Below are 26,468 nucleotides of genomic sequence, written 5' to 3' on the forward strand. Positions count from 1 at the left end.
GATGAGGTCTCTGCTATGACACAAACCAAGCAACGAGGCGGTGCCGGGAACTTTGCAGAGGACCCGGAGCGCGCCAGGGAAGCCGGTAGCGCGGGCGGCAAAGTCAGTGGGGGCAATTTCAGGAACGATCCTGAGAGAGCCAGGGAAGCTGGAAGAAAAGGAGGTCAAAAAAGCCGTCGCCCCTCTAAGCAGAAGTAAGTAAGGATCCTTACAGGAAGGAGTACGCCACGGAAGGTTAATAAAAAAGGCCGACATCATGATGTCGGCCTTTCTTTTACTGCGGCTTACTTGCTGTCGGGCAGCGCGTAAGCAATCACGTAATCACCGCGATCCGGTGACTGACGCGCACCGCCTGCGGAGATCAGGATGTACTGTTTGCCGGTTTTCGGCGAAACATAGCTGATTGGTCCGCCCTGGCTGCCCACCGGCAGACGTGCTTTCCACACTTCTTTACCGGTTGAGCTATCAAAGGCGCGCAGGTAGTAATCCTGGGTGCCGGCAATAAATACCAGACCGCCCTGCGTTGCCAGCGTACCGCCCAGCGTCGGCATACCGACCGGCATCTGCGCATGCATTTTGATACCAAACGGACCGGTATCCTGCACCGTACCCACCGGCACCTGCCACACAATCTGACGGGTCTTCATGTCGATGGCCGACAGCGTACCGAACGGCGGTGCCTGACACGGAATGCCCAGCGGCGACATGAAGCGGTTTTTGTTTACTGCGTACGGCGTGCCTTTCAGCGGTACCGCACCCATGCCGGTGTTGATGGCTTCACCGCCGTTGCTGGCAGCCGATTTGGTGGTGTCCTGCGGAATCATCTGCACCCACAGGCCAAGGCGCATATCGTTGACGAACATGTACTGGTTGTTCGGATCGAACGAGATGCTGCCCCAGTTCATGCCACCGAGCGAGCCCGGGAAGCTGAGCGAAACATCGGTGTCCGGCACGGTGAACAGGCCGTCATAACGCATGCCTTTAAAAGCAATACGGCAAGCCAGCTGGTCAAACGGCGTAGCACCCCACATGTCTGACTCGGTCAGTTTCTGATTGCCAATGTTTGGCATTTCTACCGAGTGCGGCTGAGTTTTGGTGTACTGCTCGTTCGGGATATGGCCCTGCGGCATCGGCAGCTCTTCAACTTTGGTTAAAGGCTTGCCGGTCAGGCGATCCAGCACCCAGATCATGCCGGTTTTCCCGCCGATCACCACCGCAGGTTTGGTGGTGCCGTCCTTCATCGGGAAGTCCACCAGGCTCGGCTGCATTGGCAGGTCGAAGTCCCACAGGTCATTGTGGACCGTCTGATACACCCACTTCTCTTTACCGGTGGTGGCATCCAGCGCCAGCACCGACGCGCCATATTTGTGATCCAGCGCGGTACGGTTGGCACCCCACAGGTCCACCGACGAGCTGCCCATCGGCAGGAACACGGTGTTCATCGCCGGATCGTAAGAGATTGGCGCCCATGAGTTTGGCGTGCTGCGGGTGTAATCCTGACCCGGCATCAGCACGGCATTCGGATCTTCATTGCCCGGGTCAAACGCCCAGCGCATCTGGCCGGTGATGACGTCGAAGCCACGCAGAACGCCGCCAGGCATGTCTGTCTGTACGTTATCCGCGACGCGACCGCCCACCACGACCGTGGTGCCTGCCACCTGCGGCGGCGAGGTCAGCTGATACTGCGGGTCCGGCGCGCTGCCAAGACCTTGCTTCAGATCGACCACGCCGTGGTTGCCGAAGTTTTCACACAGCTCGCCGTTATCGGCGTTGATGGCAATCAGACGTGCATCGATGGTGTTCATCAGGATGCGACGCTGGCAGCTATCGCCCGCCGCCAGCGTTACCGCTGGCACCGGCGTGGAGCCCGGCTGCGTTGGCTGCTGTACCGGTTTGGTGGCATCAAAGTACGCCAGACCACGGCAGCGGTTCCACACCTGCGCCTGCGCATTGATTTCGCGCTTCCAGATCTGCTTACCGCTGTCAGCTTCCACCGCAATCACGTTGTTGTGCGGCGTACACAGATACAGGGTGTTGCCCACCTGCAGTGGCGTTTCCTGATCTTCTGCACCGTTACCGGTCGGGCTGATCGGCGTGTCGCCGGTATGAAACGTCCAGGCAACCTGCAAGTCTTTCACGTTGTCGCGGGTAATCTGGTCGATAGCGGCAAAACGGTCACCCTGCGGCGTACGGCCGTAGCTGCTCCAGTCCTGCTGCGGTTTGCTTTTATCTACCGGGATCAACGGCAGCTGCTTGCCGGTGAAAGCCACAGTCGGATGCGGCTGGAACATCTGGACAAAGGTGACCACCATACCAACGGCAATCACTGCTGACAGCGCATACGAAAGCTTCGCCAGCGAGGCCTTGCCTTCACGCTTACGCAGCGCCGGCCAGGTAATAAACGCCAGCACCATCAGGCCGGCCGGCACCATCAGGCGCGACACCAGCGGCCAGAACTGCCAGCCAGCATCGTACAGCGCCCAAATCAGCGTACCGGCGAAGACCAGAATAAACAGCGTAACCGCCGAGGATTTACGGCGAAAGAACTGAATCGCCGACAGTAACATGACGATACCGGCAATGAGGAAGTACCAGCTGCCGCCCAGGGCCACCAGTTTACCGCCACCGATCGCGAAGAACAGGCCGATCGCCAGCAGGACCAGCCCGAATAACACGGACCAGAGACTCAACCCTTTACCGGGACGAGCGGAATTTTCTGCCATAACACAAACTCTCCTGAAAAAATAACGCGTGGCGGCCGGAATGCGGGAGCAGCCGGTCAATGTCTTCCTGGCTGAGCAGGAACAGGAAGTTATCCGTTACGCTTTATTTTATATCTGTTGGTACGGGAGCTACGCCCGTTATGCAGCGCTTGTGAGCGAGGCCGCAGGATCAACATCCGCTGGCATTCGCCACAAGGCGGGCAGGATTGTACCATCCGGTACAATTAAAAGTGAACATCCATAACGCGGTAGTTACTGAGCAATAGCATTTTTGCTACAAACGCAGCGCGAAGCGAGCAGCCAGCGCCACTTCGCGCTATCGCAAACCCTCATTCGATGACGTCTTCCGGGCGATAATGCACGCGCCTGCTGGAGATCAGGCCGTGACCGTGGGTACAGAAATAATCTATGGCACCGCACGCTTTTAGCACCTGCAGCGGCTGCTGGCAGTCGGGACAGCAGGCCAGCGCGGTGAAATGACGCTGGCAGTGCGGGCAGTCGAAGCGCTGTTCGCTGTAAGTGAGCGGTTGCTGACAGTGAGGGCATGGGGTGAGCATGATGACTCCGGAATCGTGGCTGAGGATCGTGATAAACCGGATGTTACGCCAAAAAAAGAGGGCCCATCCGGGCCCTCATCATGTTTAGCGTTTGTTTTTCTTCAGATGCGATATCAGACGCTTACGCTTACGCTGCTGGGTTGGCGTCAGCAGGTTGCGTTTGCCCGCATACGGGTTATCACCCTCTTTAAACTGGATGCGAATCGGCGTTCCCATCACGTTCAGCGAGCGGCGGAAGTAGTTCATCAGGTAACGCTTGTAGGAATCCGGCAGATCCTTCACCTGATTACCGTGAATCACCACAATCGGCGGGTTATAACCACCGGCATGCGCATATTTGAGTTTCACGCGGCGGCCACGCACCAGCGGCGGCTGATGGTCATCAGCAGCCATGTTCATGATACGTGTCAGCATGGAGGTATTTACGCGTTTGGTCGAGCAGTCGTACGCTTCGGTCACGGATTCGAACAGGTTGCCCACGCCGCTGCCGTGCAGTGCCGAGATAAAGTGCACGCGCGCGAAGTCGATAAAGCCGAGACGGAAGTCCAGCGTCTCTTTCACTTCATCTTTAATCTCCTGCGACAGGCCATCCCACTTGTTGACCACAATCACCAGTGAGCGCCCACTATTCAGGATAAAGCCGAGCAGCGACAGGTCCTGATCGGAAATGCCCGCGCGCGCGTCAATCACCAGCATCACCACGTTGGCATCTTCAATCGCCTGCAGCGTTTTGATGACGGAGAATTTTTCCACCGTATCAGTGATTTTGCCGCGCTTACGCACGCCCGCGGTATCAATCAGAATGTACTCGCGGTCATCACGCTCCATCGGAATGTAGATGCTGTCGCGCGTGGTGCCCGGCATGTCGTACACAACCACACGGTCTTCACCGAGGATACGGTTGGTGAGCGTTGACTTACCTACGTTCGGACGCCCGACAATCGCCAGTTTGATCGGCAGACCGGTCGGATCGAAGGCTTCTTCCTCTTCTTCCTCCAGCGCTTCACCGTTCTCTTCGGCGGCTAACGCGGCCCAGTAGGCTTCGTTTTCGTCCTCTTCGCTGACTTCCCGCGGCGCGATGTCATCCATCCACGGCAGCAGCGCGGTTTCCAGCAGGCTGGTGACGCCACGACCGTGCGACGCGGCAATCGGGTGAATCTCACCCAGGCCGAGCGCGTAGAAGTCCAGCACCGCAGCATCCGGATCGAGACCGTCAGTTTTGTTGGCAACGAGGAATGTCGCTTTATCGCGCGAACGCAGATGATTGGCGATCTGCTGATCCGCCGGCATGACGCCAGCGCGCGCATCGACTAAAAACAGCACCACATCGGCCTCTTCAATCGCCAGCAGCGACTGCTCCGCCATGCGGTTTTCCACGCCTTCCTCGGTGCCATCAATACCGCCGGTATCGATAACAATAAATTCGCGCCCTTCCACTTCGGCGCGACCATATTTGCGATCGCGAGTCAGTCCAGGGAAATCGGCCACTAACGCATCACGTGTGCGCGTTAAGCGGTTAAACAGCGTGGATTTCCCCACATTGGGACGCCCAACCAGCGCGACCACAGGTACCATAACACTTGCCTCAGTTTTAAAAATAAATCGCCCGAATGGCGTGATTATAACGGCATTTGCCGTCAGGTTCAGGCCGCAGGCGCCAAGAATATCATGCCTGACTAAAAACAGAACGGCCCCTGACGAATCAGGAGCCGTATCAATGCGTGCGAAACGCTGCCCGTCGGGCCATCGCCTTAACGGGTGATGGCGTAGACCTCACCGCCTTTCGCCTGGATCAGCAGCTTGTCACCGGCCACGACCGGCTCGGTCTGGAAGCCATCGCTGTCCAGTTTCTGCTGCGCCACGAAGCGGCCGTCCAGGGTGTTGATCCAGTGCACATAGCCTTCGCTATCGGCGACCACCAGGTAACCGTTGAACAGCACCGGCGACGTCAGGTTACGGTGCAGCAGATCGCTCTGACGCCAGATCGCCACGCCGCCATCGGCGTTGAGCGCAATCACGCGGTCATCCTGATCCACCAGATAGATGCGACCGGCATCGACGATCAGATCTTTGACGCCGCCGATTTCACGCTTCCACAGAATCTGACCGGAACGCAGATCCAGCGCCGTCAGGTTACCGTTGTAGGCCAGCGCATAAACCACGCCATTGACGATCACCGGCGTGGTGTCGACATCGTTAAGACGATCGATCTCGGTCGCACCGCTTGGCTGGGAGATACGCTGCTGCCAGATCAGCTGGCCCTGGTTCATGATCACCGCGCTAACGCGACCATTATCGCCGCCAACAATCGCGCCGCCGAACGCTACTGCCGGCGCCGATTCACCGCGCAGCGACAGCGCTGGCATATCCAGATTCACGCTCCATTTCACCGCGCCGCTGCTCTGATCGAGCCCCTGCAGCATACCGTTGCTGGTGTGAATCAGTACCAGACCATCGCTGACCACCGGACGCGACAGCGCTTCGCCAGCCACTTTGGTCTGCCAGGCAATGTTGCCGTCGCTGCTGTTCAGGGCAAATACCTGTCCCCGCTCGCTACCGATGTAGAGGCGATCGCCATTGGCCGTGATACCGCCAGACAGCAGTGCCGAAATGTTTTTCGAGAAGAAGCCGGTCTTCTCAGAGAGGTTCACTTTCCACTTCTCTTTGCCGTTGCTGGCGTCGAGCGCTTTCACGATACCGAAGCGGTCGGCGGCATACACGGTGCCGTCCTGCCAGGCGGGATGCAGATTGGAGTAGAAATCACCCACGCCGTCACCGACCGAGGTGCTCCACGCGGTTTCCGGCGTGAACTGGTTTTCAACCTTCGGCAGCGGGGCCATTTTCACTACATCTTCTTCGCCGCTGAACAGCGAGCAACCGCTGAGCAGAGTGACTGACATCAGCCCTGGCAGCAGGTATTTACGTAATTCCATGTGCGCTCTCTTGACTGGCTTAACTTAAGTTATTCATCTTCATCTGCAGCATCTGCTTCAGCGCAGGAGAAGCCTGCGATTCCGCACCTTTGCTCCAGGCATCACGGGCGCCCTGCTTATCGCCTTTGCTCAGCAGTGCTTCGCCACGAATGTCCGCCACAATGGCTGTCCAGCCATCACCCTTCACATTGTTCAGGGTAGTAAGGGCGGCATCGGCCTGATTTTGCTGCAGTTGAATGCGTGCCAGACGCAGGTTGATCACCGCCTGCAGATTGGCATCTTTGGTGTCTTTCAGCCCGCTCTGTAACAGCGTGATGGCTTTGTCTAACTGATTGGCGGCAACGTACTGTTTAGCCAGATCCAGCGCGGCCAGCGCACCGTAGGTGTTGTTGTTCTCGCTGGCGAAGCTGGCGACCGCTTCCAGCGTCTGCGGCTTGTCTGCCTGCATGGCGCTGGTCAGCTGCTGATACTGCGCCGACGCGGCTTTGTCCGCTCCTTCCTGATGGCTGCTCCAGAAACGCCAGCCACCCAGTGCAGCAATACCGACGATGACCCCGACCGCCAGCGCTTTGCCATTATTGGCAAAGAAGCGACGCAGCGCATCAACCTGTTCGTTTTCGTTGCTGTAAACTTCCACGCAATCCCTCTCCTTAAAATGCCTGTTGCAGTGCTGCGCTTACTGCAGCAGCGTGTGCAGCGTCGCGGCGGCGTCGCTCTGCGCCAGCGTCTGCTGATCGCCGGTGCGCAGGTCTTTAATCACCACCTGGCCCGCTTTCACTTCGTCTTCGCCCAGCACCAGCGCAATGCGTGCGCCCCACTTGTCTGCACGGGCAAACTGCTTTTTGAAGTTACCGCCGCCGAAGTTGGTCATCAGCTTCAGCGCCGGGTCGGCATCACGCAGTTTTTCCGCCAGTTGCATCGCGGCGGACTGCACGCCCTGCCCCGAAGCGATAACATAGACATCAACAATGCGCGTCGGTTCAAATTCCGGATTCACCGCCTGCACCAGCAGCACCAGACGCTCGAGCCCCATGGCAAAACCGACCGCCGGCGTCGCGCGGCCGCCCAGTTGCTCCACCAGACCATCATAGCGACCGCCGCCGCACACGGTGCCCTGCGAGCCGAGGCTGCTGGTCACCCATTCGAACACGGTGCGGTTGTAGTAATCGAGGCCGCGCACCAGGCGCTGATTGATGCGGTATTTGATGCCGGCATCGTCGAGAAGCGCGCACAGGCCGCTGAAGTGTTCACGTGACTCCTCGTCGAGGAATTCACCCAGCGTCGGCGCGTCGTTAAGCAGCGTCTGAATATCCGGATTTTTGCTGTCCAGCACGCGCAGCGGATTGGTATACATGCGGCGTTTGCAATCTTCGTCCAGCACCTCTTTATGCTGTTCGAGGAAGGCCACCAGCGCGCTGCGGTAGTTGGCGCGCGCGTCCAGTGAACCGATGGAGTTCAGCTCCAGCTCAACGTGGTCAGCAATACCCAGCGCTTTCCACCAGCGATGGGTCAGCATGATCAGCTCGGCGTCCACGTCCGGCCCCTGCAGGCCAAACACTTCCACACCCATCTGGTGAAACTGGCGATAGCGCCCCTTCTGCGGACGCTCGTAGCGGAACATCGGACCGATGTACCACAGGCGCTGCTCCTGATTGTACAGCAGACCATGTTCGATACCGGCGCGCACGCAGCCTGCGGTGCCTTCCGGACGCAGCGTCAGGCTTTCGCCGTTGCGGTCTTCAAAGGTGTACATTTCTTTTTCAACCACGTCGGTGACTTCACCGATCGCGCGGCTGAACAGGGGGGTTTGCTCGACGATTGGCAGACGGATTTCACTGTAGCCGTAGCTGGCCAGCACCTGCTTCAGGGTGCCCTCAATACGCTGCCAGATGGCGGTATCTGCCGGCAGGTAATCGTTCATCCCGCGAATCGCTTGAATATTCTTCGCCACGTTAGAATCTCTTAATACAAAAAAACCTGTCCGGCATCATACCTTATGAGGATGAAACCGCACAGGTTCAATCACAACTGGCGTGCGCCGGGCGCACACCGTCCTTTATTTTTCCAGCTGCTGCACGTTGATGCGGCGGCTCTCGTCCAGCATGGTGGCTTTTGCACGGATGCGCGCTTCCAGCTGATCGATCATGTCATTGTTGTCGAGGCGATCGCGCTGGCGCACGCCATCTTCGTAGAAACCGCTTTTCTTGTTGCCGCCGGTGACGCCGAGCGTCGAGACCGTGGCTTCGCCGGGACCGTTCACCACGCAGCCAATGATCGAGACGTCCATCGGCGTGATGATGTCTTCCAGCCGCTCTTCCAGCGCGTTCACCGTGCCAATGACGTCAAATTCCTGGCGCGAACAGGTCGGGCAGGCGATGAAGTTGATGCCGCGTGAGCGGATGCGCAGTGATTTCAGGATGTCGTAGCCGACTTTGACCTCTTCAACCGGGTCGGCGGCCAGTGAAATACGCAGCGTATCGCCAATCCCTTCCGCCAGCAGCAGACCAAGGCCGATCGCTGATTTCACCGCTCCCGCACGCGCGCCACCAGCTTCGGTGATGCCAAGGTGCAACGGCTGATCGATGGCTTTTGCCAGCAGACGGTAAGATTCCACCGCCAGGAACACATCGGAGGCTTTGACGCTCACTTTGAACTGGTCAAAGTTGAGGCGATCGAGGTGATCAACATGACGCATCGCAGATTCGAGCAGCGCCTGCGGCGTTGGCTCACCGTATTTTTCCTGCAGATCTTTTTCCAGCGAACCGGCGTTAACGCCGATACGGATCGGAATATTGTGGTCACGGGCGCAATCCACTACCTGGCGAATACGCTCGTTGTTACCGATGTTGCCCGGGTTAATGCGCAGGCAATCGACGCCGTACTCGGCCACTTTCAGAGCGATGCGGTAGTCAAAGTGAATGTCCGCTACCAGCGGCACGTTGACCTGCTGCTTAATCAGTTTGAAGGCTTCCGCCGCATCCATAGTGGGCACGGACACACGCACAATATCCACGCCGACGCGCTCCAGCTGACGGATCTGATTCACCGTGGCTTCGACGTCCGTGGTACGGGTGTTGGTCATTGACTGAACGGCGATAGGCGCGCCATCGCCAACCGGCACCTTGCCGACGTAAATACGTGTAGATTTGCGACGGATAATGGGTGCTTCGTTATGCATATTCTCTCTCCACAATTACCCGGAAAGCGCGCTGCGCGTTATTGCGCACCCAGCGTCAGACGGGCAACCTGGTTATTACGGATAAAACGACTTAAATCAACGGGCTGATTCTGATATTGCACGTCAACCGCACCCGGAGCGCCAATTTTCAGACGATACGGAGCGGTGCCGGACAGGCTGAGTTTACCGCCGCTACGTTGCAATCCGCTGAACAGCTTCTTACCGGTCGCATCGGTGACTTCCAGCCAGCAGTCAGCTTTGAAGTTCATCACCACGGCGTTAGGATCGCCCGCGGGCTGGCTGACGGCAGCGGTACCGGTTGGCATTGAGCCTGCCGGCACGCTGTTGGCCGGCGCCGGTGAGGTGGCCGCTGGCGGTGCGTTATCAATCGGCGCCTGGCTCGGCGACACCACCGCGTTGTCGCTGCTGGTTGCCGTGTTGCTGCTGGTCGCTGCTGGCGCAGTATTAGTGCTGCCAGCGTTGTCTGGCGTGCTGACCGCACCGGCACCGGTGTCAATCGGCGTACCGGCCGCGTTAGTGTCGCTGTCGGCGGTGCTGTCCGCGCTGTTGTCACCCAGCGGAATCGACTGGCTGTTGTCGCTGCTGCTGCCGTTCTGGTCAGCCATCGACACCAGATCCGCCTGTGAGGCTTTATGGTTCTGCCACCACCAGGCGCCGGTCAGGCCGACCACCACAAAAATCACCAGCCAGGTGAAGATCATCAACCAGCCGTCACGCTTTTTACGACGCTTACCCAGTGAGAAGCTCTGCATCGGCTCAATTTTCGCCGCACGCACCGGAGCCTGCTTTGCCATCATCGGCAGCAGATCATCTTCAGGTACATGCACCAGACGCGCATAAGAGCGAATGTAGCCGCGCAGGAAGGTCGAGGCCAAATCCGCCGGGGATTTATCCTCTTCAATATCACGCACGGTAGAAAGTTTCAGGCACAGGCGCTCAGCGACGTTTTGCTGGGTCAGCCCCATCTGCTCACGGGCCAGACGCAGGCGTTCACCTGTGGAATGTACTGCAGAATTCTCTTGAGTGGCTTCAGTATTCATTAGCTAAATAACGCTGGTACTGTATCGATTGTGGAAAACTTCGCGCCAACCGGTCGCCATAACGTGTAACGTCAGCAGCGTTTCCCTGTTGCGCGGCGAAACGTATCTGTAACCCCAGACTCTCTGCCGTTGCCGGCAAATGCTGATGGTAAACTTCTAAAAGCAGCGGCACTGAAGCCCACTGCTGCTGTTCAAGCCGTCGTTCCACTTCCGTCAGCAGCATACTGCCCTGCTCCGGTGCGGCATCCAGCGCGAGATCGAACTGCTGGCGCGCGGCGCGATCCTCTCCCGCCTGCAGGTAACAATAGCCCGAAAACAGCAGGGCATCCTGAGCGGCGTCGCTGTGCTGCGCTTCAGTTGCCAGCTTAAACTGTTGATGCGCTTCGTCATACTGCCTCAAACCGCAGAGAAACGCACCGTAATTGTTAGCCACATAACCATTCAGCGGCGCTAACTGCTGCGCGCGCTGGTAGTAATGGCGCGTCCGGGCGTTATTCTGCTGTGCCTGCGCGACGCGCGCAAGCGCCAGCGGCACCCGGTAATCGCGCGGCGCGGCCTGCTGCGCGCGCAGCAAATTGCGCTGCGCCGCGGCATAATCCTTCACCGCCAGATAGTGCAATCCCAGCTGCAGCCGGATATCAGCCGCGCCGTGCCGCGCCGGTGCTTCGACACACCCGGTTACAACAAAGCCGGCCAGCAGCGCGGCGGATATTCCTTTATGCATCTCAGTCTCTCCCTGTCAGTTCAGCGCAGAGACTGCCATGCCTGACGCCCGATGCGTAGCAGCGGGCGCGATCTTTCAGAGCGCCTTCACAGAGATGGCTTCACCGGCCATTTTTTTACGCAGCGTACGCTTGGTGCGGTCGATAACATCGCCGGCCAGCTGACCACAGGCGGCATCAATGTCGTCGCCGCGCGTTTTACGCACGATGGTGGTGAAACCGTACTCCATCAGCACTTTGGAGAAACGGTCGATGCGGCTGTTTGAGCTGCGGCCATACGGCGCGCCCGGGAAGGGGTTCCACGGAATCAGGTTGATCTTGCACGGCGTCTCTTTCAGCAGCGCCGCCAGCTCATGCGCGTGTTCGGTGCTGTCGTTGACGTGATCCAGCATCACGTACTCAATCGTCACGCGGCCCTGATTGGCGTTGGATTTGCCAATGTAGCGCTTCACCGCCGCCAGGAAGGCTTCGATGTTGTACTTTTTGTTGATTGGCACGATGTCATCGCGGATGGTGTCATTCGGTGCATGCAGCGAAATCGCCAGTGCCACGTCGATCATATCGCCGAGCTTGTCCAGCGCCGGCACTACGCCCGAGGTCGACAGCGTCACGCGACGTTTGGAGAGGCCGAAACCGAAGTCATCCAGCATGATCTCCATCGCCGGCACCACGTTGGTAAGGTTCAGCAGCGGCTCGCCCATGCCCATCATGACCACGTTGGTGATCGGACGCTGGCCGGTCACTTTAGCGGCACCGATAATTTTTGCCGCGCGCCATACCTGACCAATGATTTCAGACACGCGCAGGTTACGGTTAAAGCCCTGCTGCGCGGTCGAACAGAATTTACACTCCAGCGCACAACCTACCTGCGAGGAGACGCACAGCGTGGCGCGGTCGGCTTCCGGGATATACACGGTTTCCACCAGCTGATCGCCGACGCGAATCGCCCACTTGATGGTGCCATCGCTGGAGCGCATCTCTTCCGCCACTTCCGGCGCACGAATTTCAGCGCGCTGCATCAGCTTGCCACGCAGCACTTTATTGATGTCTGTCATCTGCTCGAAATCATCGCAGCAGTAGTGGTACATCCACTTCATGACCTGATCGGCACGGAACGGTTTTTCGCCCATCTCAACAAAGAATTCGCGCATCTGCTGACGGTTAAGATCCAGCAGGTTAATTTTTTCGTTTTTCGGGGAAACAACCACGGGGGAAGCGGACGACGGCGTCACAATCTGTTCGGACATAATGTTCTCTGGCCTCGTTGTTACACGTTACGGCTCTGGTTAAGAATAGGAAAAAAACAGCGCCCTCGCTGAGCCAGGCTCAACAAGGGCGCATAATTGTACTACATCTGCTGCGTGATGCCAGGGGAACGTCTTAGCCACCGGTTACAAGGTGTAAAGACGCTTGTCCGCATCCGCTACCGCGCACTTAGCGGGTACGTGGGCAGACTTCGTTTTCTGCGAAGAAGTAAGCGATTTCGCGTGCCGCAGATTCTGCAGAGTCAGAACCGTGGGTGGCGTTTTCGGTGAAGCTGTCTGCGTAGTCAGCACGCAGCGTACCGGCCAGCGCGTTGTCCGGGTTAGTTGCACCCATCAGATCGCGGTGACGCTGGATAGCGTTTTCGCCTTCCAGAACAGATACCACAACCGGGCCAGAAGTCATGAACTCAACCAGACCATCAAAGAACGGACGGCCTTTGTGCTCCGCGTAGAAGCCTTCAGCCTGCTCTTTGGTCAGGTGCAGCATTTTCGCACCAACGATTTTGAAGCCAGCGCTTTCGAAACGGTTGTAGATAGCACCAATCACGTTCTTAGCGACGGCGTTTGGTTTGATGATGGAGAAAGTGCGTTCGATTGCCATGATTACCTCTGATTAGCATCCTGAAGAAACCGGGAACCCGCTCCCGGTAAGAAAACGCGCCGATTATAGGGAGATCGGCGCGCCTTGCCTATGAGTGAAGAGAGGAATTATTGAAAATAATTGATTTCTGTCGGGGCAAACACGCAAAAAATATGCCATAGCGCTGCGTTTAGCCACGCGTGAAGGACACCGAAGCCAGCTGCCCGGCCTCATCCATCACCACCAGCTGATAACGACCGGGCTCGCGCAGCACCAGCGAGGCGCTGTTTTTTCCCGCCGCCAGCTCCACCGGCTGCCCGTTTAAAAACCACCAGCGCTGCGTACCCTGCCCGCCCTGCACCGCCACCGGCAGCAGCAAGACGGCCTTACCGGGCAGCGGCTGCACGCGCTGGCCATTGATCACGCCGGTCACCAGCAGCGGCGCGCTGTCCCCCTGATTGAGCGGCGGGCAGGTCGCATCCACTGGCGGCAGGCGCTGCGCCCGCCGTTCGCCCGGCGGCAGCCACGGCTCAAGCGGCAGCGGCCACATCACGCGTTCCCGGCTTTGCGCATCCGGACAATCCGCCGCCACGCGCAGCCCTTTGCTGTTTTGCCAGAAGCGCTGGCGTAAGCCATTGACGCCCTCCTGACCCGGCGCCAGCAACGTTGGCGGCACGGTCTGATTCAGCACCCAGCTGTAACGCCGCTGCCGGCAGTTCTCGTCGCCGGCGGGCAACGGCTGGCCGCCGGGCCAGCAGATACTGACGGCGCTGACCGTTGCCGGGCGCGGATCGCCGGGCACGCCGCGCGCCGGCAGGTGTCCCGCCAGCAGGTGATTAACCTGCTGCATCACCGGCACCGCCGACGCGTAACCGAACTGGCCGGCAACCGGTGTGGCATCCGGCCTGCCCACCCAGACGCCAATCAGATAGCGCGGCGTGATACCGACGCTCCAGGCATCGCGATAGCCGTAGCTGGTGCCGGTTTTCCACGCCAGCGGCACGATATCGGCGACCGCCCCGCTGGCGGCAGGCTGCGCCTCACCGGCGAGAATGCGGCGCACAATCCACGCCGCGCCGGGCGACAGTAACGGGCGCTGCAGCAGCGGCTGCTGCGGCAGCCAGCGCAGCTGCGCAGCATTACCGTGGCGGGCAAAGGCGCTGTAGGCGGCGACAATGTCGTCCAGCCGCGCGCCGGTGCCGCCCAGCACCAGCGACAGATTCGGTTCACCGCCCGCCGGAAAACGCAGATTCAGGCCGACGTTGCGCAGCCGCGCGGCGACGTTTTTCGGTCCAAGCGCCTCCAGCAGCTGTACCGCCGGCAGGTTGAGCGAACGCTGCAGCGCTTCGCTGGCGCTGACCGGGCCGTGAAAGCCGCTGTCGAAATTGCCGGGACGATAGTCGCCAAAGCGGCGTGGCACATCCTGCAGCAGCGATTCGCCATGAATCAGGCCATCATCCAGCGCCATGCCGTAGACAAACGGCTTGAGCAGCGATCCCGGCGAACGCACGCTGGCAATCATATCCACGTGGCCAAAGCGGCTGTCGTCATTGAAAGACACCGAGCCGACGTAGCCGCGCACCTTCATGCTGCTGTGGTCGACAACCAGCAGTGCCAGCGAGGTGCGCGGCGGCAGCCGGGTTTGCAGCGACGCAGCGAGGTTCTCCAGTTCGCGCTGCAGCGACACATCCAGCGTGGAGGTAATTTTGCTGTCGGGCGACAGCGACAGCAGCCGGCGCGCCAGCAGCGGTGCCAGCTGCGGCAGCTGACGCGGCGGCAGCCATACCGGCTCCTGTTTGATTTCGGCGACGGTCTGCGCCGGCCACACCTGATACTGCGCCAGGCGATCCAGCACTTTATTGCGGGCAGCCTCAGCGCGCTGCGGCCAGCGGTCCGGGCGCAAACGGCTGGGTGCCTGCGGCAGCACCGCCAGCAGCGCCGCCTCGCCGCGGGTAAGCTGCGACGCCGGTTTGCCCAGCCACATCCAGCTGGCGGCACCGACGCCCTCAACCGTGCCGCCAAACGGGGCGCGGTTGAGATACAGCGTGAGGATCTCGCGCTTCGACAGATGCCACTCCAGCTGCAGCGCGCGCCACGCCTGCACCACTTTGCCACTCAGGGTACGCGGCTGCGGATCAATCAGCCGCGCCACCTGCATGGTCAGCGTGCTGCCGCCGGAGACAATGCCGTGCTGCAGCAGGTTTTGCCCGACGGCGCGCACTATCGCCAGCGGGTTAATGCCGGGATGGTGCCAGAACCAGCGGTCTTCGTAGGTCAGCAGCGCCTCGATATAGGCCGGTGACACCTCGTCCAGCGTCACCGGATAGCGCCACACGCCCTGTCGATCGGCAAAGCGCCACAGCGGCGTGCCATCTTCCGCTACCACCACCCGCGCCGGCTGTAACTGGCGTAGCGGCAGCGGATCGAGCCGGTCCAGCAGCCATAGTGCGCCCACCAGCAGCAGTAGCAGCAGCGCCAGCCCGCACAGGCGTCGGTGGCGCTGCGTCACGGGCGCTTAACGCACATGAAGTTTTTCCGGCGTGGTGCCGATGGCGCGCCACGCGGGCACATACATCGACTCCACCTGCGGTGGCGGCAGACGGTAACTGCCCGGCGTCACCGCGCGCGCCAGATACAGCAGCGTGCCGGGCGTGTAGCCATCCAGCGCCAGCGCGGCGACAAAGCGGTCGTCGCGGAACTCAAGATGTTTGATGTTGGCCTGCTGCATGTCCATCATGCTCTCTTTCAGCGCATCGGCACTGTCGCCCAGGCTGGCGCTGCTGTCGCTCAGGTTTTGATTTTCCAGCTCCAGCCCGGCCGGCAGCAGATCCACCACCAGCGCATCGCTGACGCGCTGGCTGGCGCCCACCTTCAGCCGCACCACCAGCAGCTCGCCGCTCTTCAGGTTATTGAGATCGGCCGGTTTGCCGTCCAGCGTGAAATATTCGCGACTGATGCTGAGCACGTTGCTGACCGGTGACGGCGCGGTGCGCGGATAGCCGACCACATTGAGCGTGCCGTACAGCGGCGACGGTGTGTCGCTGGTCACCGTCAGGCCCTGCTGCAACTGCTGCGCGCTCAGCCCGAGACTCAGCGGCCGATCGCTGCGCAGCGGCTGGTCCTGCAGCGTGGCCTGCCAGGCTTCACCCGGATGCTGCTGCAGCGTCCGCGCGGCGAGGAACAGCGCATTGTTCTCCTGAGTGGAGAACCAGCGCTGCCCGTGCAGCGTTTGCGCCAGTTCAATCAGCAATGGCCCCTGCTGCGCCGGCAGCAGCTGATTTTCCCTCAGCAGCGCCAGCGTCAGCGCGCGGTCACGCAGCGGGCTGCCGTAATCGCCCAGCCACATGTCAGGCTGGCGTTGCAGCGCGATGCCCTGCATCAGCGCCAGCTGCGCGCGCTGCGTATCGCCCATCTGCTGCAATGCCACGCCAAGCTGCACCAGCGCCAGTCCGGACTTCGCCTGGGCGCGTTGGTCATACAGCGCTCGCAGCGCGCCGAGCGGCGCCTGCTGCTGACGCGCCAGTACCAGCCCCGCATAGGCCTGCACGCTAAAACGCAGCGCATCGGCATTGCTACTCCAGCTGGTTTCGATTTGCGCCGGATCCTGCAAATAACGCAGCAGGCGCTGGTCGGCGCGATTAATCACGCCCTCCGGCACGCTGTAGCCTGCTTCGCTGGCGCGCAGCAGGAAGTCAGTGACGTAAGCGGTGAGCCAGAACTCCTCGCTGCTCTCTTTGCTCCACAGGCCAAAGCTGCCGTTACCGCGCTGCATGCCGGCCAGGCGCGCAATGCCGGTGTCAATTGCCGCGCGGCGCGCCTCATCGCTGCTGGTTTTGATGCCCATCGCGCTGAGCTGGGCGTGATTAGTGAAGAGTGAAGGCCAGATACCGCTGGCGGTCTGCTCCAGACAGCCATAGGGATAAGCGTATAGCTGGCTGATGTAGCTGGCGATATTCAGCGGCGGCTGAGAACTCAGCGACAGCTGGCCGCTCAGCGTGCCAGCCTGCAGGCCGTTGAAAGCGCTTGCCATCACCTGCCAGCGCTGCCCGCTGTTCATTACGTTATCGAAACTCAGGGTTTGCGCCGGATAAGCCGGACGCACGCCAATCTTCCAGCGGCGCACGCTCGGTGCCAGCGTCTCGTTCGGCAGGCTCAGCCCCGAAACGGTCACCTGCACGTCGCCCTCACCAAAACCGTCCTGCGCTTTAACCGGAATCGCCAGCGTGGTTCGCGCCCCCTTCGCCAGCTGCACCCTGGCCGGGATTTGGCCGTTGAGTGCAATCAAGCCACTTGCGTTGACCGCGACGTTCAACGTTTGAGGTTGATCGGTGAGGTTGGTCAAATCCAGCGCCAGTGTTGATTGATCGCCGCTGGCAAGAAAGCGCGGCGTCGCCAGTTCGCTTACCAGCGGTGCGGCGACCACCATTTTACGATCCGCCGCGCCGAAACTGTCTTCGCTCCACACCTGCGCCATCAGCCGCAGCTCGCCGTTGAAGGCCGGTATCGGCAGTTCCAGCGTGCCCTCGCCGCTGGCATCCAGCGTCACCGGCTGCAGCTGCTGCGCCACAATCTGCGCCTCGGTGACCGGCTTTTTACCGCCGCGCGACAGTGCATCGGCATCATCCCCGTCACCGCCAAAACGCAGCGCCGCCAGTTTGCCGCCGCCCTCAATCAACTGCCCGAACACATCATACTGATCGGCGTTGTAGCGCTTGCGGCCAAAGAAGCCGTTCCACGGATCGGGGGTGGCATAGTCGGTAATGCTCAGCACGCCGCTGTCCACCGCCGACAACAATACCTGCACCTGCTGCGGCAGCGCACCGCCCTCGCGGCGGGCTTTAACCTTGACTTGCACGGTTTGTTCCGGCCGAATCCTGTCCGGTGCCTCAAGCGCCAGCGTCAGGCGGCGCGCGGCGGTTGCCATTGGCAGATGCAACAAGCCGACCGCGCGTTTTGGCGTAGTGCCGTTCGCTTTGTCGCCGTCGCGCACCACAATCGCGCTAAGATACAGATCGTGGCGTTTCCACTCCGCACTGACTGGCACATTAATGGTTGCACCGCCCGCCGGCACATCCAGCGGTTGCCACCACAAGGTGCCGCTGCTCGACTCCACCAGCAAATAGCCTTTGCCGGCCGCCGGGGATTCCACCGTGACACGCGCGGTGTCACCGGGTTGATAGGCGGCTTTGTCGATTTTCAGTTTGACCTGATCCGGACGCAGCGCGCCGGTGCCGTTGGTGTTGTCCTGCCACCAGTAACCTGCCTGGAAACGCACGCTGCTGACGATGTTGTCACCGGCATGCACTTCAAGACGATAGGTGCCCCACTCTACCGGGAAGCTGACTTTCTGGCTGCCGCCCGCCGCAATGCTAATGCGCTGCTGCTCTTCCTGCAGATCTTTTTCATCGTAACGTGACTGCCAGCCTTCACTGTCGGAGAAGCTCCAGAAGTAGTCGCGACGTTCGTGGATCAAACGCACATCAAGATCCTGCGCCGCCAGCTTTTCGCCCTGCGCATTGGCGTACACCACGTCAAATTCGGCGAGGCTGTTTTCCGGCACGGTTGGCTCGTCGTTATAACGATCGGTGCGATAGTCGTACACCGATTCGCTGTTAAACAACGGACGAATGCCCGGCAGCGCGGCCGCAGGCCAGATCGCCTGGGTGGTGCGCCGCGTTACCGGACGACCGCCAGTCTCCAGCAGGCTGGCCTGCAAAATCAGGTTGAGCGGAGAGTGGCTTTCCGCCCAGCTGCTTTCGACCTTAAGCTGCAGCCTGCCGCTGTCGTCCAGCTTTTCATCCACATCATCAAGGCTACGTTTCAGTTCCTCAGTGATGTCGCCAAATTGGTAACCTGGCAACGCAGCGACCGCTTCACGCGCCGGACGCAGGAACAGCTGGCCCTGTAGTTCGTTGCCTGCCGCTGGCGCACCATACAAATAGCGACCTTCGATATCAAAGGTGACGTCGGCATCTGGCGACAGTGGCTGAGTGTTGCTTTTAAGCGACAGCGCCATCCGTTCGGGCAGGAAATCTTCTACATTGAACGGCCAGCTGCGCGGCTGGTTGTCGCCGCTGTTAATACGCAGCGTCCATTTACCGGTCATCGCCGAGGCCGGTAAGGCAAAACGTTGTTGATAAACGCCGTTCTCTGCTTGCCAGACGAAGGTTTGTGCCACTTCACCATTCGGCTGCACCACTTCAGCTTTCACCGGCTGCGGCGGCAGTGGTTTGCCATCGGCATCGCGCAGCAGCGCATTAACGATGACCGTTTCGCCGGGGCGATAGAGATCGCGCGGGCCAAAAATGAAGAACTGTTTGTCGTAGCCTTGCGGGCCATCAATCGGGAATTCGGCCAGATCCAGCGCCGGGCGATTAAGGTCGATGAGCGAAGTCTGGCCTTTACTGGTCGCCAGCAGCAGCTTGCCTTTGGCGTTAGCCGCTAAACGCAAATGACCCTCGCTGTCGCTGCTGCCAGTCGCCAGCTGTTGGCCTTTCTCATCCAGTAGCTGAATGGTGACATCTTCTAACGGCGCACCGCTGGCAAGACTTTGGCTAAAGAGTTCGAGCTGGCCCGGGAAGCGATGCAGCGACAAACCAATGTCACTTAACGTGAACAGTGTCGCCGGTTGCGTGTAGTTGTAGGTGCCGGCCTGTTTCATCACCGCCAGATAGACACCCGGCTGTTTCAGCGCCGCGACGTCGCCGAGCGGCAGCTGCATTTTTTCCCGCGTATTGCGTGCCGGGTTGAGATCGAAGCGGCCGCTGTAAACCAGATCGGCGTTTTTCAGCAGATCGCGCGATTCCCAGTACGACAAATTGTTGCCGTAATTCCACTGGGCGAGAAAATCTGCCAGTGAGGCATTTTTCACCCGGAAGAAATCAACATCGATCTGGTTAACGTTGAGCGCCAGCACCGGCAGTCCCTGCGCCAGGCGCAGCGGCAGCAGCGAGCCACGACTGGCGAAACCGACCATCGGCTGGATGTCGCGCGTGGTGAGTGTCTGGCTGAATGGGCTGGCTAAGGCACTGCCATCCGCGGCCTTCAGGCCGGCATTGACGGTGACGGTGAGCTTGCGCGCCGGCTGCGGATGGCGGAAGCGCAGCACTTTGCCGTTCTGCGCCAGCTCCCAGCCTCCGTCGACCTTGCCGCTGCTGTCGTCGGTGAGGCTGATCCAATGGTTGAAATCCTGCTGACCGTCGAGCGCGCGGTTGAAGGTCAGTACCAGCGCCGCCGCGCCGTCCAGCTGCAGCTCGGAAAGGTCGATCACCGCGAGATCGCGTGTCGCGGCCTGCGGCGCAGGCGTATCAGCCGCCTGCAGCGACGGCTGCACGCCGCCCAGTAATGCGCCGCCGATCAGCACGCTGAACAGCAGTCGTTTTACACATCTTGCCATGGTAATTCCCTCACCAGCCCCAAAAGGTTAAACGTGTTGTGCTGCGCAATTTCACATCAAGCCGCCAACTTTAGCAATGTTACCCTTGAGATAGCCTTCACATTCCCGGACACTGGGCCTTTGCCGCTGATGGAGAAGAGGTTGCTATGACAGCCATGTTTGTGTCCGCTGATTGGTTGAATGAACATTACCACGAAGAGCGTTTGCAGGTGCTGGATGCCCGCATGCTGCCGCCAGGTCAGGAAGCGGTGCGCGATATCACGGCGGAGTATCTGGCCGGGCATCTGCCGGATGCGCCTTTTTTCAACATCGAAGCGCTGTCCGATCACACCAGCCCGTATCCGCATATGATGCCGCGCGCAGAGACCTTTGCCGTGGCGATGCGCGAGCTGGGCATCAGCCAGGATAAACATCTGGTGGTGTACGACGAAGGCAATCTGTTCTCCGCGCCGCGCGCCTGGTGGATGCTGCGTGCCTTTGGCTGTGAACAGGTGTCGATTCTGGCGGGCGGCCTGCAGGGCTGGAAAGCCGCTGGCTTCAGCCTGGCTACCGGTCCGGTAAATCTGCCTGAAGGCGAGTTCGACGCGCAGTACGACAGCAGCCAGGTAAAGCGCCTGACCGATGTCCTGCTGATCAGCCACGAGGGCGGCGCTCAGATTGTCGATGCGCGCGCGGCCAACCGTTTCAATGCCGAAGTGGATGAGCCGCGCCCCGGCCTGCTGCGCGGCCATATCCCGCACAGTCTGAATATGCCGTGGAACGATCTGGTGGCCAACGGTGAGCTGAAACCGGCCGCCGAGCTGCGCGATCTGTTTGCAAAGGCAGGCATTAAGCTGGATCAGCCGATTGTCGCCAGCTGCGGCTCCGGTGTGACGGCGGTGGTGGTGATTCTGGCGCTGACCGCGCTTGGCGTGCGTGATGTGACGCTGTACGACGGTTCGTGGGGAGAATGGGGCAGCCGCGACGATTTACCGATTGAGAAATAAGTGTCGGATGTGGTGCGTATAACCGGTCGCCGTAAACGGCGACCCTACACGTAGGGTGCGCATTTATGCGCACCTGGGTGAAATCGGTACAATGTTGATGACGCATTTATGCGCACCTGGTTGAAATCGGTGCGATTTACCGGCGCACTGATGCGCACCGGCACTAGATAATCCGCTGGCTGCCTTTGAAATCGCGCAGGAAACTGCCCCAGCGGCGCTCATAAAACGGCGTAATGTGCGCGGTGAAGAAATGGCTGACACCCTGCTCATTACTGACCACTTCACAGATATCAATTGGCGCGTCATCGGGCAGCGTATCGGTCGCCACGCTGCCGGCCGCCTGAATAATCGCATCAATATCGCTGTCGGCTTCAATCCCAATCAACAGATTCGCCTGTTCATCGGCACGCTCACGAATGCTGGCAACGTAGGCGCGACGCACCTGTTTGTATTTCGCAAACAGCTGGGTCAGCGAATCGATCATCTGCGCCGGCGGCTCGGCCACTTCGGACAGCAGCAATGCATGACCGCCCTCCAGCACCGTTTGCTGGCTCAGCGCACTGCCCTCTTCGCCCAGCAGATGCGCGATCTCGCCGGGTGAAAACTCTTTGCCGGCCGGCAGTTTTGGATTGAGGAACAGCGTTTCGCCCAGCGTCATTTCAAACAGCGTGCGCGTCGGTAAACGCAGATACGACTGCTCACCCTGAATGGCTTCGCTCATCGCTGCTTCTGAGGTAAAGAAAGGGATCACGCTGCCGCCGCCCTCTTTCTCCCAGTGCTGTAATTCTACCGGCGAGGTGGCATCAAACTGCTCTGCGGGACTTTCGCCCGGCACCCAGACATCGGCCTCCAGCAACAGCTGAAAAAATTCCGGACGGTGCGCAGGCTCGGTGGCCGCCAGCTTCAGCACCTCTTCAAGACGGTTACTCATAAGGGATAGGCTTCCAAAAAAGACGGCAGGTTGCAGCCTGCCGTTGTCGGGATTATTTCAGTAACAGATTGGCAATGGTACGCACGCCAAGGCCTGTCGCACCGGCGGACCACTGATCGACCGCGCTTTTGCGATAGGTCGCGGAGCAGTCAATGTGCAGCCAGCCCTGCTGATAGTTGCTGACGAACCATGAGAGGAACGCCGCCGCGCTGCTGGCGCCCGCCGCGTGGGCTGCGCTGGCGATGTTATTCAGGTCGGCAAAATTGGACGGCAGATGGTTGCGGTGGAACTCGGCCAGCGGCAGACGCCAGAAGGCTTCGTTCTCGCTGGTGGCGCTGCCCAGCAGCGACTCCGCCAGCACGTCGTCAAAGGTAAACAGCGCATGGTAATCGTTGCCCAGCGCGGTTTTCGCGGCACCGGTCAGCGTGGCCGCATCAATCAGCAGCTGCGGACGCTGTTCGCTGGCGTCGATCAGTCCATCGGCTAGCACCAGACGCCCTTCGGCGTCGGTGTTCATCACTTCCACCGATTTCCCGTTGCGATAGCGGATGATGTCGCCGAGGCGGAACGCGTTGCCGCTTACCATGTTATCGGCGCAGCACAGGAACAGCTTCACGCGTTTATCCAGGCCGCGCGCAATCGCCAGCGCCAGCGCACCGGTTACCGTTGCCGCGCCGCCCATATCGGATTTCATCGAATCCATAAATGCGCTCTGCTTCAGGCTGTAGCCGCCGGTATCAAAGGTGATGCCTTTGCCCACCAGGCAGGCGTACACCGGTGTGCTGTCGTCGCCGCCAGGGTTAAAGTCCAGCGTCAGCAGCACTGGCGGACGCGTCGAGCCGCGGCCTACGGTATGAATTCCGGCATAGCCCTGCTCACGCAGATCCTCACCTTTGATGATGCGATAGCTCACCGCGTCACCGCCTACTTCGCTGATCAGATCGATGGCGCTGTGCGCCAGCTGCTCCGGGCTCAGATCTTCCGCAGGCAGGTTGATGTTGTCGCGCACCCAGTCAACGATCTTCAGGCGACGATCGAATTCGGCCTGATCGGCCTCACTCAGCGTCGGCCATTCGACCTGACGCTGGCCTTTCGGGCTGCGGAAACCCTGCCAGAACGCCCAGCATTTCTCCAGATCCCAGCCTTCGCCGCTCAGCGCGACGTGGCGGATGCCCTGACCGTCCAGCTTGCGTCCGGCACGTTGAATGCTCATCAGCGCATCGGCACCGGTCAGGTGAACGGTCATGCCACTTTCATTGCTGCTCAGCAAGGCTTTCTCGCCCCAGCGCGCGTCGGCGGCCTGGGAGCTGAGCGTAATCGTCATGGGTTGTGTTGTCATCGCGTGGCTCCGTTTGCGTTTGTTATCCCTGCGCACTGACCGGCGCAGGGCGAAAATTTAGCGGGAAGTGGCCGGCGTCAGCGCCCGTAAGCGCGTTACCGCCTTATGTACCACCCCGATGGCATAATCGATCTCTTCCTGCGTGGTAAAGCGACCCAGCGAAAAGCGCAGCGAGCTGTAAGCCAGCTGCTGATCCACGCCCATGGCGCGCAGAACGTAGGAAGGTTCAAGGCTGGCAGAAGTACAGGCGGATCCCGACGACAGCGCCAGATCTTTCAGCGCCATGATCAGCGATTCGCCATCGACGTGGGCAAAACTGATATTGAGGATATTCGGCGCGCCCTGTTCGAGTGAACCGTTGAGCTGTACGTCGCTTAGCGTGCTGATGCCCTGCCACAGACGATGGCGCAGCGTAGCCAGACGCGCACTCTCGTCCGCCATCTCTTCGCGCGCGATGCGATAGGCCTCGCCCATGCCGACAATCTGGTGCACCGGTAAGGTCCCCGAACGCATGCCGCGCTCGTGACCGCCGCCGTGCATCTGCGCGTCGATCTGCAGTTTTGGTTTACGCCGCACCCACAGCGCGCCGATGCCTTTCGGCCCGTACAGTTTGTGCGCTGAGAACGACATCAAATCCACCGGCAGCGCGCTGACGTCGAGCGGCAGTTTGCCCACGCTTTGCGTGGCGTCCACGTGGAACAGGATGTCGCGCGTGTGACACAGCGCGCCCAGCGCGGCGATGTCCTGAATCACGCCGGTTTCATTATTGACGTGCATCAGCGACACCAGCACGGTGTCGTCGCGCAGTGCCGCTTCCAGCATCGCAGGCGTGACGATGCCGTCCGCACCGGGCTGCAGAAAGGTGACGTCAAAGCCTTCGCGCGCCAGCTGAGCACAGCTGTCGAGCACCGCTTTGTGTTCGGTCTGGCTGGTGATGATGTGTTTACCGCGCGCCTGATGCTGCTGCGCCGCGCCTTTGAGCGCCAGGTTATCGGCTTCGGTGGCACCGGAGGTAAACACGATTTCGCGTGGATCGGCGTTGATCAGTTCGGCAACCTGGTTGCGCGCCACATCAACGGCCTCTTCAGCCTGCCAGCCAAAACGGTGGGAACGGGAAGCGGGGTTACCGAAGGTGCCATCCAAAGTGAGGAACTGCATCATTTTGCTGGCGACACGCGGATCCGCAGGCGTTGTCGCTGCGTAATCCAGGTAGATCGGTAATTTCATTGCGCTAAAACTCCGTATAAAAAATCATACGTCTTTATAGCACGATTCAGCCTCTCCTGGGTTAACAGCAGAGGCTGAACGAGAGAGGATCAGGCACGCAGATTGACGTTGATGGTTTCCTGCACGCGATGCTGCTGGAAGCGACGGTTATCAACGCTGTTCTGTCGATCGGCCACGTCGAGAATCTCCTGGTTATTCACCAGTTCCGCCAGCGTGATGTTGTTGAGGAAATCACTGATGCGCTCGCTCAGGTCGCGCCACAGAACGTGGGTCAGGCAGCGCTCGCCGCCCTGGCAACCCTCTTTACCCTGGCATTTGGTGGCGTCAACGGATTCGTCCACCGCGGTAATCACCGCGCCGACCGCAATCGCGCCGGCGTCTTTGCCTAACAGATAACCGCCGCCCGGACCCCGCACGCTGGCCACCAGACCGTGCTTACGCAGACGCGAGAATAACTGCTCCAGATAGGAGAGCGAAATGCCCTGACGCTCTGAAATATCGGCCAGCGGTACCGGGCCCTCGTGCGAGTGCAGGGCAACGTCCAGCATAGCGGTTACGGCATAACGTCCTTTGGATGTCAGTCTCATAGCATACAACCTCGTAAGCGTCCGCCAGCGAGTCGGCGGGTTATCTGAAGAATGGAGGCCAGTCTGACATTCCCGAGTATTTTGGTCAACTATTTAACCGAGTATTTCGCTCAACTATTTAACCTGGTGTTTTACTCAACTATTACCCTTGTCGTTTTTGGGTTTTTCAAACGACGACAGCATGCCGCGCAGAATGTTGAGTTCGTCGCGCTCCGGACGCGCACGGGTATAGAGGCGACGCAGTTTGCTCATCACCTGGCTCGGTGTGCCCTGGCGGATAAAGCCGCTGTTCAGCATCATCTGCTCGATGTGCTGATAGAAGCGCTCCAGATCGTCAACCAGCGGATACGGTGAGGCTTCATACTGCGGCTGCGGACTGGCTTTCTCCTGCGCGTCCAGCCACGCCATGCGCACTTCATAGGCAATAATCTGCACCGCCATCGCCAGGTTGAGCGAGCTGTACTCCGGGTTGGCCTGAATGGCGACATGATAGTGGCACTTCTGCAGCTCTTCGTTGGTCAGGCCCACGCGCTCGCGGCCAAACACCAGCGCCACCGGCGCCTGCTGGCCCTCTTCCACGCTTTTGATGCCGCATTCACGCGAGTCAAGCATCGGCCACGGCAGCGAGCGCGAGCGTGCGCTGGTGCCCACCACCAGGCTACAGCCGGCAATCGCCTCATCCAGCGTATCGACGATCTTCGCCTCACCGATCACATCGCTGGCACCGGCTGCCAGTGAAATAGCCTGCGAGTCCGGTTTCACCAGCGGATTGACCAGATACAGGTTGCTTAAGCCCATGGTTTTCATGGCGCGGGCAACGGAACCCATGTTGCCGGTGTGCGAGGTTTCTACCAGTACGATTCGGATATTTTGCAGCATAATAGATAGCGATAAGGAAATGATGGCGCGCATCCTAACATAAAAGCAGGACATTTGCTGAACACCCTGATATACTCCGCGCCGTTTTCACCCCGTTCTTTAAC

Annotated in this window: 20 protein-coding genes; 2 read left to right on the top strand and 18 right to left on the bottom strand. The window is 60.0% G+C overall.

Annotation, left to right across the window (positions count from 1 at the left end; all coding sequences use genetic code 11):
* Positions 1-15: 15 nt before the first annotated feature.
* Positions 16-198: a general stress protein gene (locus tag OXR61_RS14460; protein WP_071813581.1), complete on the top strand. Its 183-nt coding sequence runs from the start codon at positions 16-18 to the stop codon at positions 196-198.
* A gap of 86 nt (positions 199-284) precedes the next feature.
* On the opposite strand, the gene OXR61_RS14465 is transcribed toward OXR61_RS14460, so the two are convergent.
* From OXR61_RS14465 to OXR61_RS14525, 13 genes are all read right to left on the bottom strand, one after another.
* Positions 285-2,723 carry a glucose/quinate/shikimate family membrane-bound PQQ-dependent dehydrogenase gene (locus tag OXR61_RS14465; protein WP_021506565.1) on the bottom strand — a complete coding sequence of 813 codons (2,439 nt, stop codon included), beginning with the start codon at positions 2,721-2,723 and terminating at the stop codon, positions 285-287.
* 329 nt (positions 2,724-3,052) lie between these two features.
* A complete protein-coding gene (locus tag OXR61_RS14470; protein ID WP_021506564.1) occupies positions 3,053-3,280 on the bottom strand; it encodes a zinc ribbon domain-containing protein in 228 nt (75 codons plus the stop codon).
* A gap of 84 nt (positions 3,281-3,364) precedes the next feature.
* Positions 3,365-4,855: a ribosome biogenesis GTPase Der gene (der, locus tag OXR61_RS14475; RefSeq protein ID WP_021506563.1), complete on the bottom strand. Its 1,491-nt coding sequence runs from the start codon at positions 4,853-4,855 to the stop codon at positions 3,365-3,367.
* Between the two features lie 176 nt (positions 4,856-5,031).
* Positions 5,032-6,213: an outer membrane protein assembly factor BamB gene (bamB, locus tag OXR61_RS14480; RefSeq protein ID WP_021506562.1), complete on the bottom strand. Its 1,182-nt coding sequence runs from the start codon at positions 6,211-6,213 to the stop codon at positions 5,032-5,034.
* Between the two features lie 19 nt (positions 6,214-6,232).
* Positions 6,233-6,850, bottom strand: a complete 618-nt coding sequence (locus tag OXR61_RS14485; RefSeq protein WP_021506561.1) for a YfgM family protein — start codon at positions 6,848-6,850, stop codon at positions 6,233-6,235.
* A gap of 39 nt (positions 6,851-6,889) precedes the next feature.
* Positions 6,890-8,164 (bottom strand): histidine--tRNA ligase, encoded by a 1,275-nt coding sequence (gene hisS, locus OXR61_RS14490; protein WP_031279395.1) that lies wholly within the window; start codon positions 8,162-8,164, stop codon positions 6,890-6,892.
* 105 nt (positions 8,165-8,269) lie between these two features.
* Positions 8,270-9,391: a flavodoxin-dependent (E)-4-hydroxy-3-methylbut-2-enyl-diphosphate synthase gene (gene ispG / locus OXR61_RS14495; RefSeq protein WP_021506559.1), complete on the bottom strand. Its 1,122-nt coding sequence runs from the start codon at positions 9,389-9,391 to the stop codon at positions 8,270-8,272.
* A 38-nt stretch (positions 9,392-9,429) separates the two neighbouring features.
* Positions 9,430-10,452, bottom strand: coding sequence for a cytoskeleton protein RodZ (gene rodZ / locus OXR61_RS14500; protein ID WP_031279394.1), 1,023 nt, complete (start codon positions 10,450-10,452; stop codon positions 9,430-9,432).
* Positions 10,442-11,176, bottom strand: coding sequence for a type IV pilus biogenesis/stability protein PilW (pilW, locus tag OXR61_RS14505; RefSeq protein WP_021506557.1), 735 nt, complete (start codon positions 11,174-11,176; stop codon positions 10,442-10,444). The genes rodZ and pilW overlap by 11 nt, the downstream gene beginning before the upstream one ends.
* A gap of 75 nt (positions 11,177-11,251) precedes the next feature.
* Entirely contained in the window at positions 11,252-12,421 is a 1,170-nt protein-coding gene (locus tag OXR61_RS14510; protein WP_021506556.1) for a bifunctional tRNA (adenosine(37)-C2)-methyltransferase TrmG/ribosomal RNA large subunit methyltransferase RlmN, read from the bottom strand.
* Positions 12,422-12,608: 187 nt separating this feature from the next.
* Positions 12,609-13,040 carry a nucleoside-diphosphate kinase gene (gene ndk / locus OXR61_RS14515; RefSeq protein WP_021506555.1) on the bottom strand — a complete coding sequence of 144 codons (432 nt, stop codon included), beginning with the start codon at positions 13,038-13,040 and terminating at the stop codon, positions 12,609-12,611.
* Positions 13,041-13,209: 169 nt separating this feature from the next.
* The gene (pbpC, locus tag OXR61_RS14520) at positions 13,210-15,528 is read right to left on the bottom strand and encodes a peptidoglycan glycosyltransferase PbpC (RefSeq protein ID WP_021506554.1); all 2,319 of its coding nucleotides are present in this window, start codon (positions 15,526-15,528) and stop codon (positions 13,210-13,212) included.
* A 6-nt stretch (positions 15,529-15,534) separates the two neighbouring features.
* Positions 15,535-20,415, bottom strand: coding sequence for an alpha-2-macroglobulin (locus tag OXR61_RS14525; RefSeq protein ID WP_021506553.1), 4,881 nt, complete (start codon positions 20,413-20,415; stop codon positions 15,535-15,537).
* Positions 20,416-20,561: 146 nt separating this feature from the next.
* Between OXR61_RS14525 and sseA the strand changes: the two genes are divergently transcribed.
* Complete coding sequence (gene sseA, locus OXR61_RS14530) at positions 20,562-21,401, top strand: 3-mercaptopyruvate sulfurtransferase (RefSeq protein WP_021506552.1); 840 nt, start codon at positions 20,562-20,564, stop codon at positions 21,399-21,401.
* A 163-nt stretch (positions 21,402-21,564) separates the two neighbouring features.
* On the opposite strand, the gene sseB is transcribed toward sseA, so the two are convergent.
* The 5 genes from sseB to trmJ all read right to left on the bottom strand — a co-directional run bounded on the left by sseB (position 21,565) and on the right by trmJ (position 26,364).
* On the bottom strand, positions 21,565-22,332 hold the full coding sequence (gene sseB / locus OXR61_RS14535; protein ID WP_021506551.1) for an enhanced serine sensitivity protein SseB: 768 nt from the start codon (positions 22,330-22,332) through the stop codon (positions 21,565-21,567).
* A gap of 52 nt (positions 22,333-22,384) precedes the next feature.
* Positions 22,385-23,671, bottom strand: coding sequence for an aminopeptidase PepB (gene pepB, locus OXR61_RS14540; protein ID WP_267412343.1), 1,287 nt, complete (start codon positions 23,669-23,671; stop codon positions 22,385-22,387).
* Positions 23,672-23,728: 57 nt separating this feature from the next.
* The gene (locus tag OXR61_RS14545) at positions 23,729-24,898 is read right to left on the bottom strand and encodes an IscS subfamily cysteine desulfurase (protein WP_021506549.1); all 1,170 of its coding nucleotides are present in this window, start codon (positions 24,896-24,898) and stop codon (positions 23,729-23,731) included.
* Between the two features lie 89 nt (positions 24,899-24,987).
* Positions 24,988-25,485 carry a Fe-S cluster assembly transcriptional regulator IscR gene (iscR, locus tag OXR61_RS14550; RefSeq protein ID WP_031279392.1) on the bottom strand — a complete coding sequence of 166 codons (498 nt, stop codon included), beginning with the start codon at positions 25,483-25,485 and terminating at the stop codon, positions 24,988-24,990.
* A gap of 135 nt (positions 25,486-25,620) precedes the next feature.
* Positions 25,621-26,364, bottom strand: coding sequence for a tRNA (cytosine(32)/uridine(32)-2'-O)-methyltransferase TrmJ (trmJ, locus tag OXR61_RS14555; RefSeq protein ID WP_031279390.1), 744 nt, complete (start codon positions 26,362-26,364; stop codon positions 25,621-25,623).
* Positions 26,365-26,468 lie beyond the last annotated feature (104 nt).

Origin of the sequence: Pantoea sp. GM_Pan_4 (assembly GCF_026541005.1) — a bacterium.
Lineage (GTDB): Bacteria > Pseudomonadota > Gammaproteobacteria > Enterobacterales > Enterobacteriaceae > Pantoea > Pantoea dispersa.

What these genes read in the sequence shown, in the direction of transcription:
- OXR61_RS14460 (WP_071813581.1), top strand. Translation starts at nt 16, where the DNA reads ATGACACAAACCAAGCAACGAGGCGGTGCCGGGAACTTTGCAGAGGAC.
- OXR61_RS14465 (WP_021506565.1), bottom strand. Translation starts at nt 2,723, where the DNA reads ATGGCAGAAAATTCCGCTCGTCCCGGTAAAGGGTTGAGTCTCTGGTCC.
- OXR61_RS14470 (WP_021506564.1), bottom strand. Translation starts at nt 3,280, where the DNA reads ATGCTCACCCCATGCCCTCACTGTCAGCAACCGCTCACTTACAGCGAA.
- der (WP_021506563.1), bottom strand. Translation starts at nt 4,855, where the DNA reads ATGGTACCTGTGGTCGCGCTGGTTGGGCGTCCCAATGTGGGGAAATCC.
- bamB (WP_021506562.1), bottom strand. Translation starts at nt 6,213, where the DNA reads ATGGAATTACGTAAATACCTGCTGCCAGGGCTGATGTCAGTCACTCTG.
- ispG (WP_021506559.1), bottom strand. Translation starts at nt 9,391, where the DNA reads ATGCATAACGAAGCACCCATTATCCGTCGCAAATCTACACGTATTTAC.
- rodZ (WP_031279394.1), bottom strand. Translation starts at nt 10,452, where the DNA reads ATGAATACTGAAGCCACTCAAGAGAATTCTGCAGTACATTCCACAGGT.
- pilW (WP_021506557.1), bottom strand. Translation starts at nt 11,176, where the DNA reads ATGCATAAAGGAATATCCGCCGCGCTGCTGGCCGGCTTTGTTGTAACC.
- OXR61_RS14510 (WP_021506556.1), bottom strand. Translation starts at nt 12,421, where the DNA reads ATGTCCGAACAGATTGTGACGCCGTCGTCCGCTTCCCCCGTGGTTGTT.
- ndk (WP_021506555.1), bottom strand. Translation starts at nt 13,040, where the DNA reads ATGGCAATCGAACGCACTTTCTCCATCATCAAACCAAACGCCGTCGCT.
- OXR61_RS14525 (WP_021506553.1), bottom strand. Translation starts at nt 20,415, where the DNA reads ATGGCAAGATGTGTAAAACGACTGCTGTTCAGCGTGCTGATCGGCGGC.
- sseA (WP_021506552.1), top strand. Translation starts at nt 20,562, where the DNA reads ATGACAGCCATGTTTGTGTCCGCTGATTGGTTGAATGAACATTACCAC.
- sseB (WP_021506551.1), bottom strand. Translation starts at nt 22,332, where the DNA reads ATGAGTAACCGTCTTGAAGAGGTGCTGAAGCTGGCGGCCACCGAGCCT.
- pepB (WP_267412343.1), bottom strand. Translation starts at nt 23,671, where the DNA reads ATGACAACACAACCCATGACGATTACGCTCAGCTCCCAGGCCGCCGAC.
- OXR61_RS14545 (WP_021506549.1), bottom strand. Translation starts at nt 24,898, where the DNA reads ATGAAATTACCGATCTACCTGGATTACGCAGCGACAACGCCTGCGGAT.
- iscR (WP_031279392.1), bottom strand. Translation starts at nt 25,485, where the DNA reads ATGAGACTGACATCCAAAGGACGTTATGCCGTAACCGCTATGCTGGAC.
- trmJ (WP_031279390.1), bottom strand. Translation starts at nt 26,364, where the DNA reads ATGCTGCAAAATATCCGAATCGTACTGGTAGAAACCTCGCACACCGGC.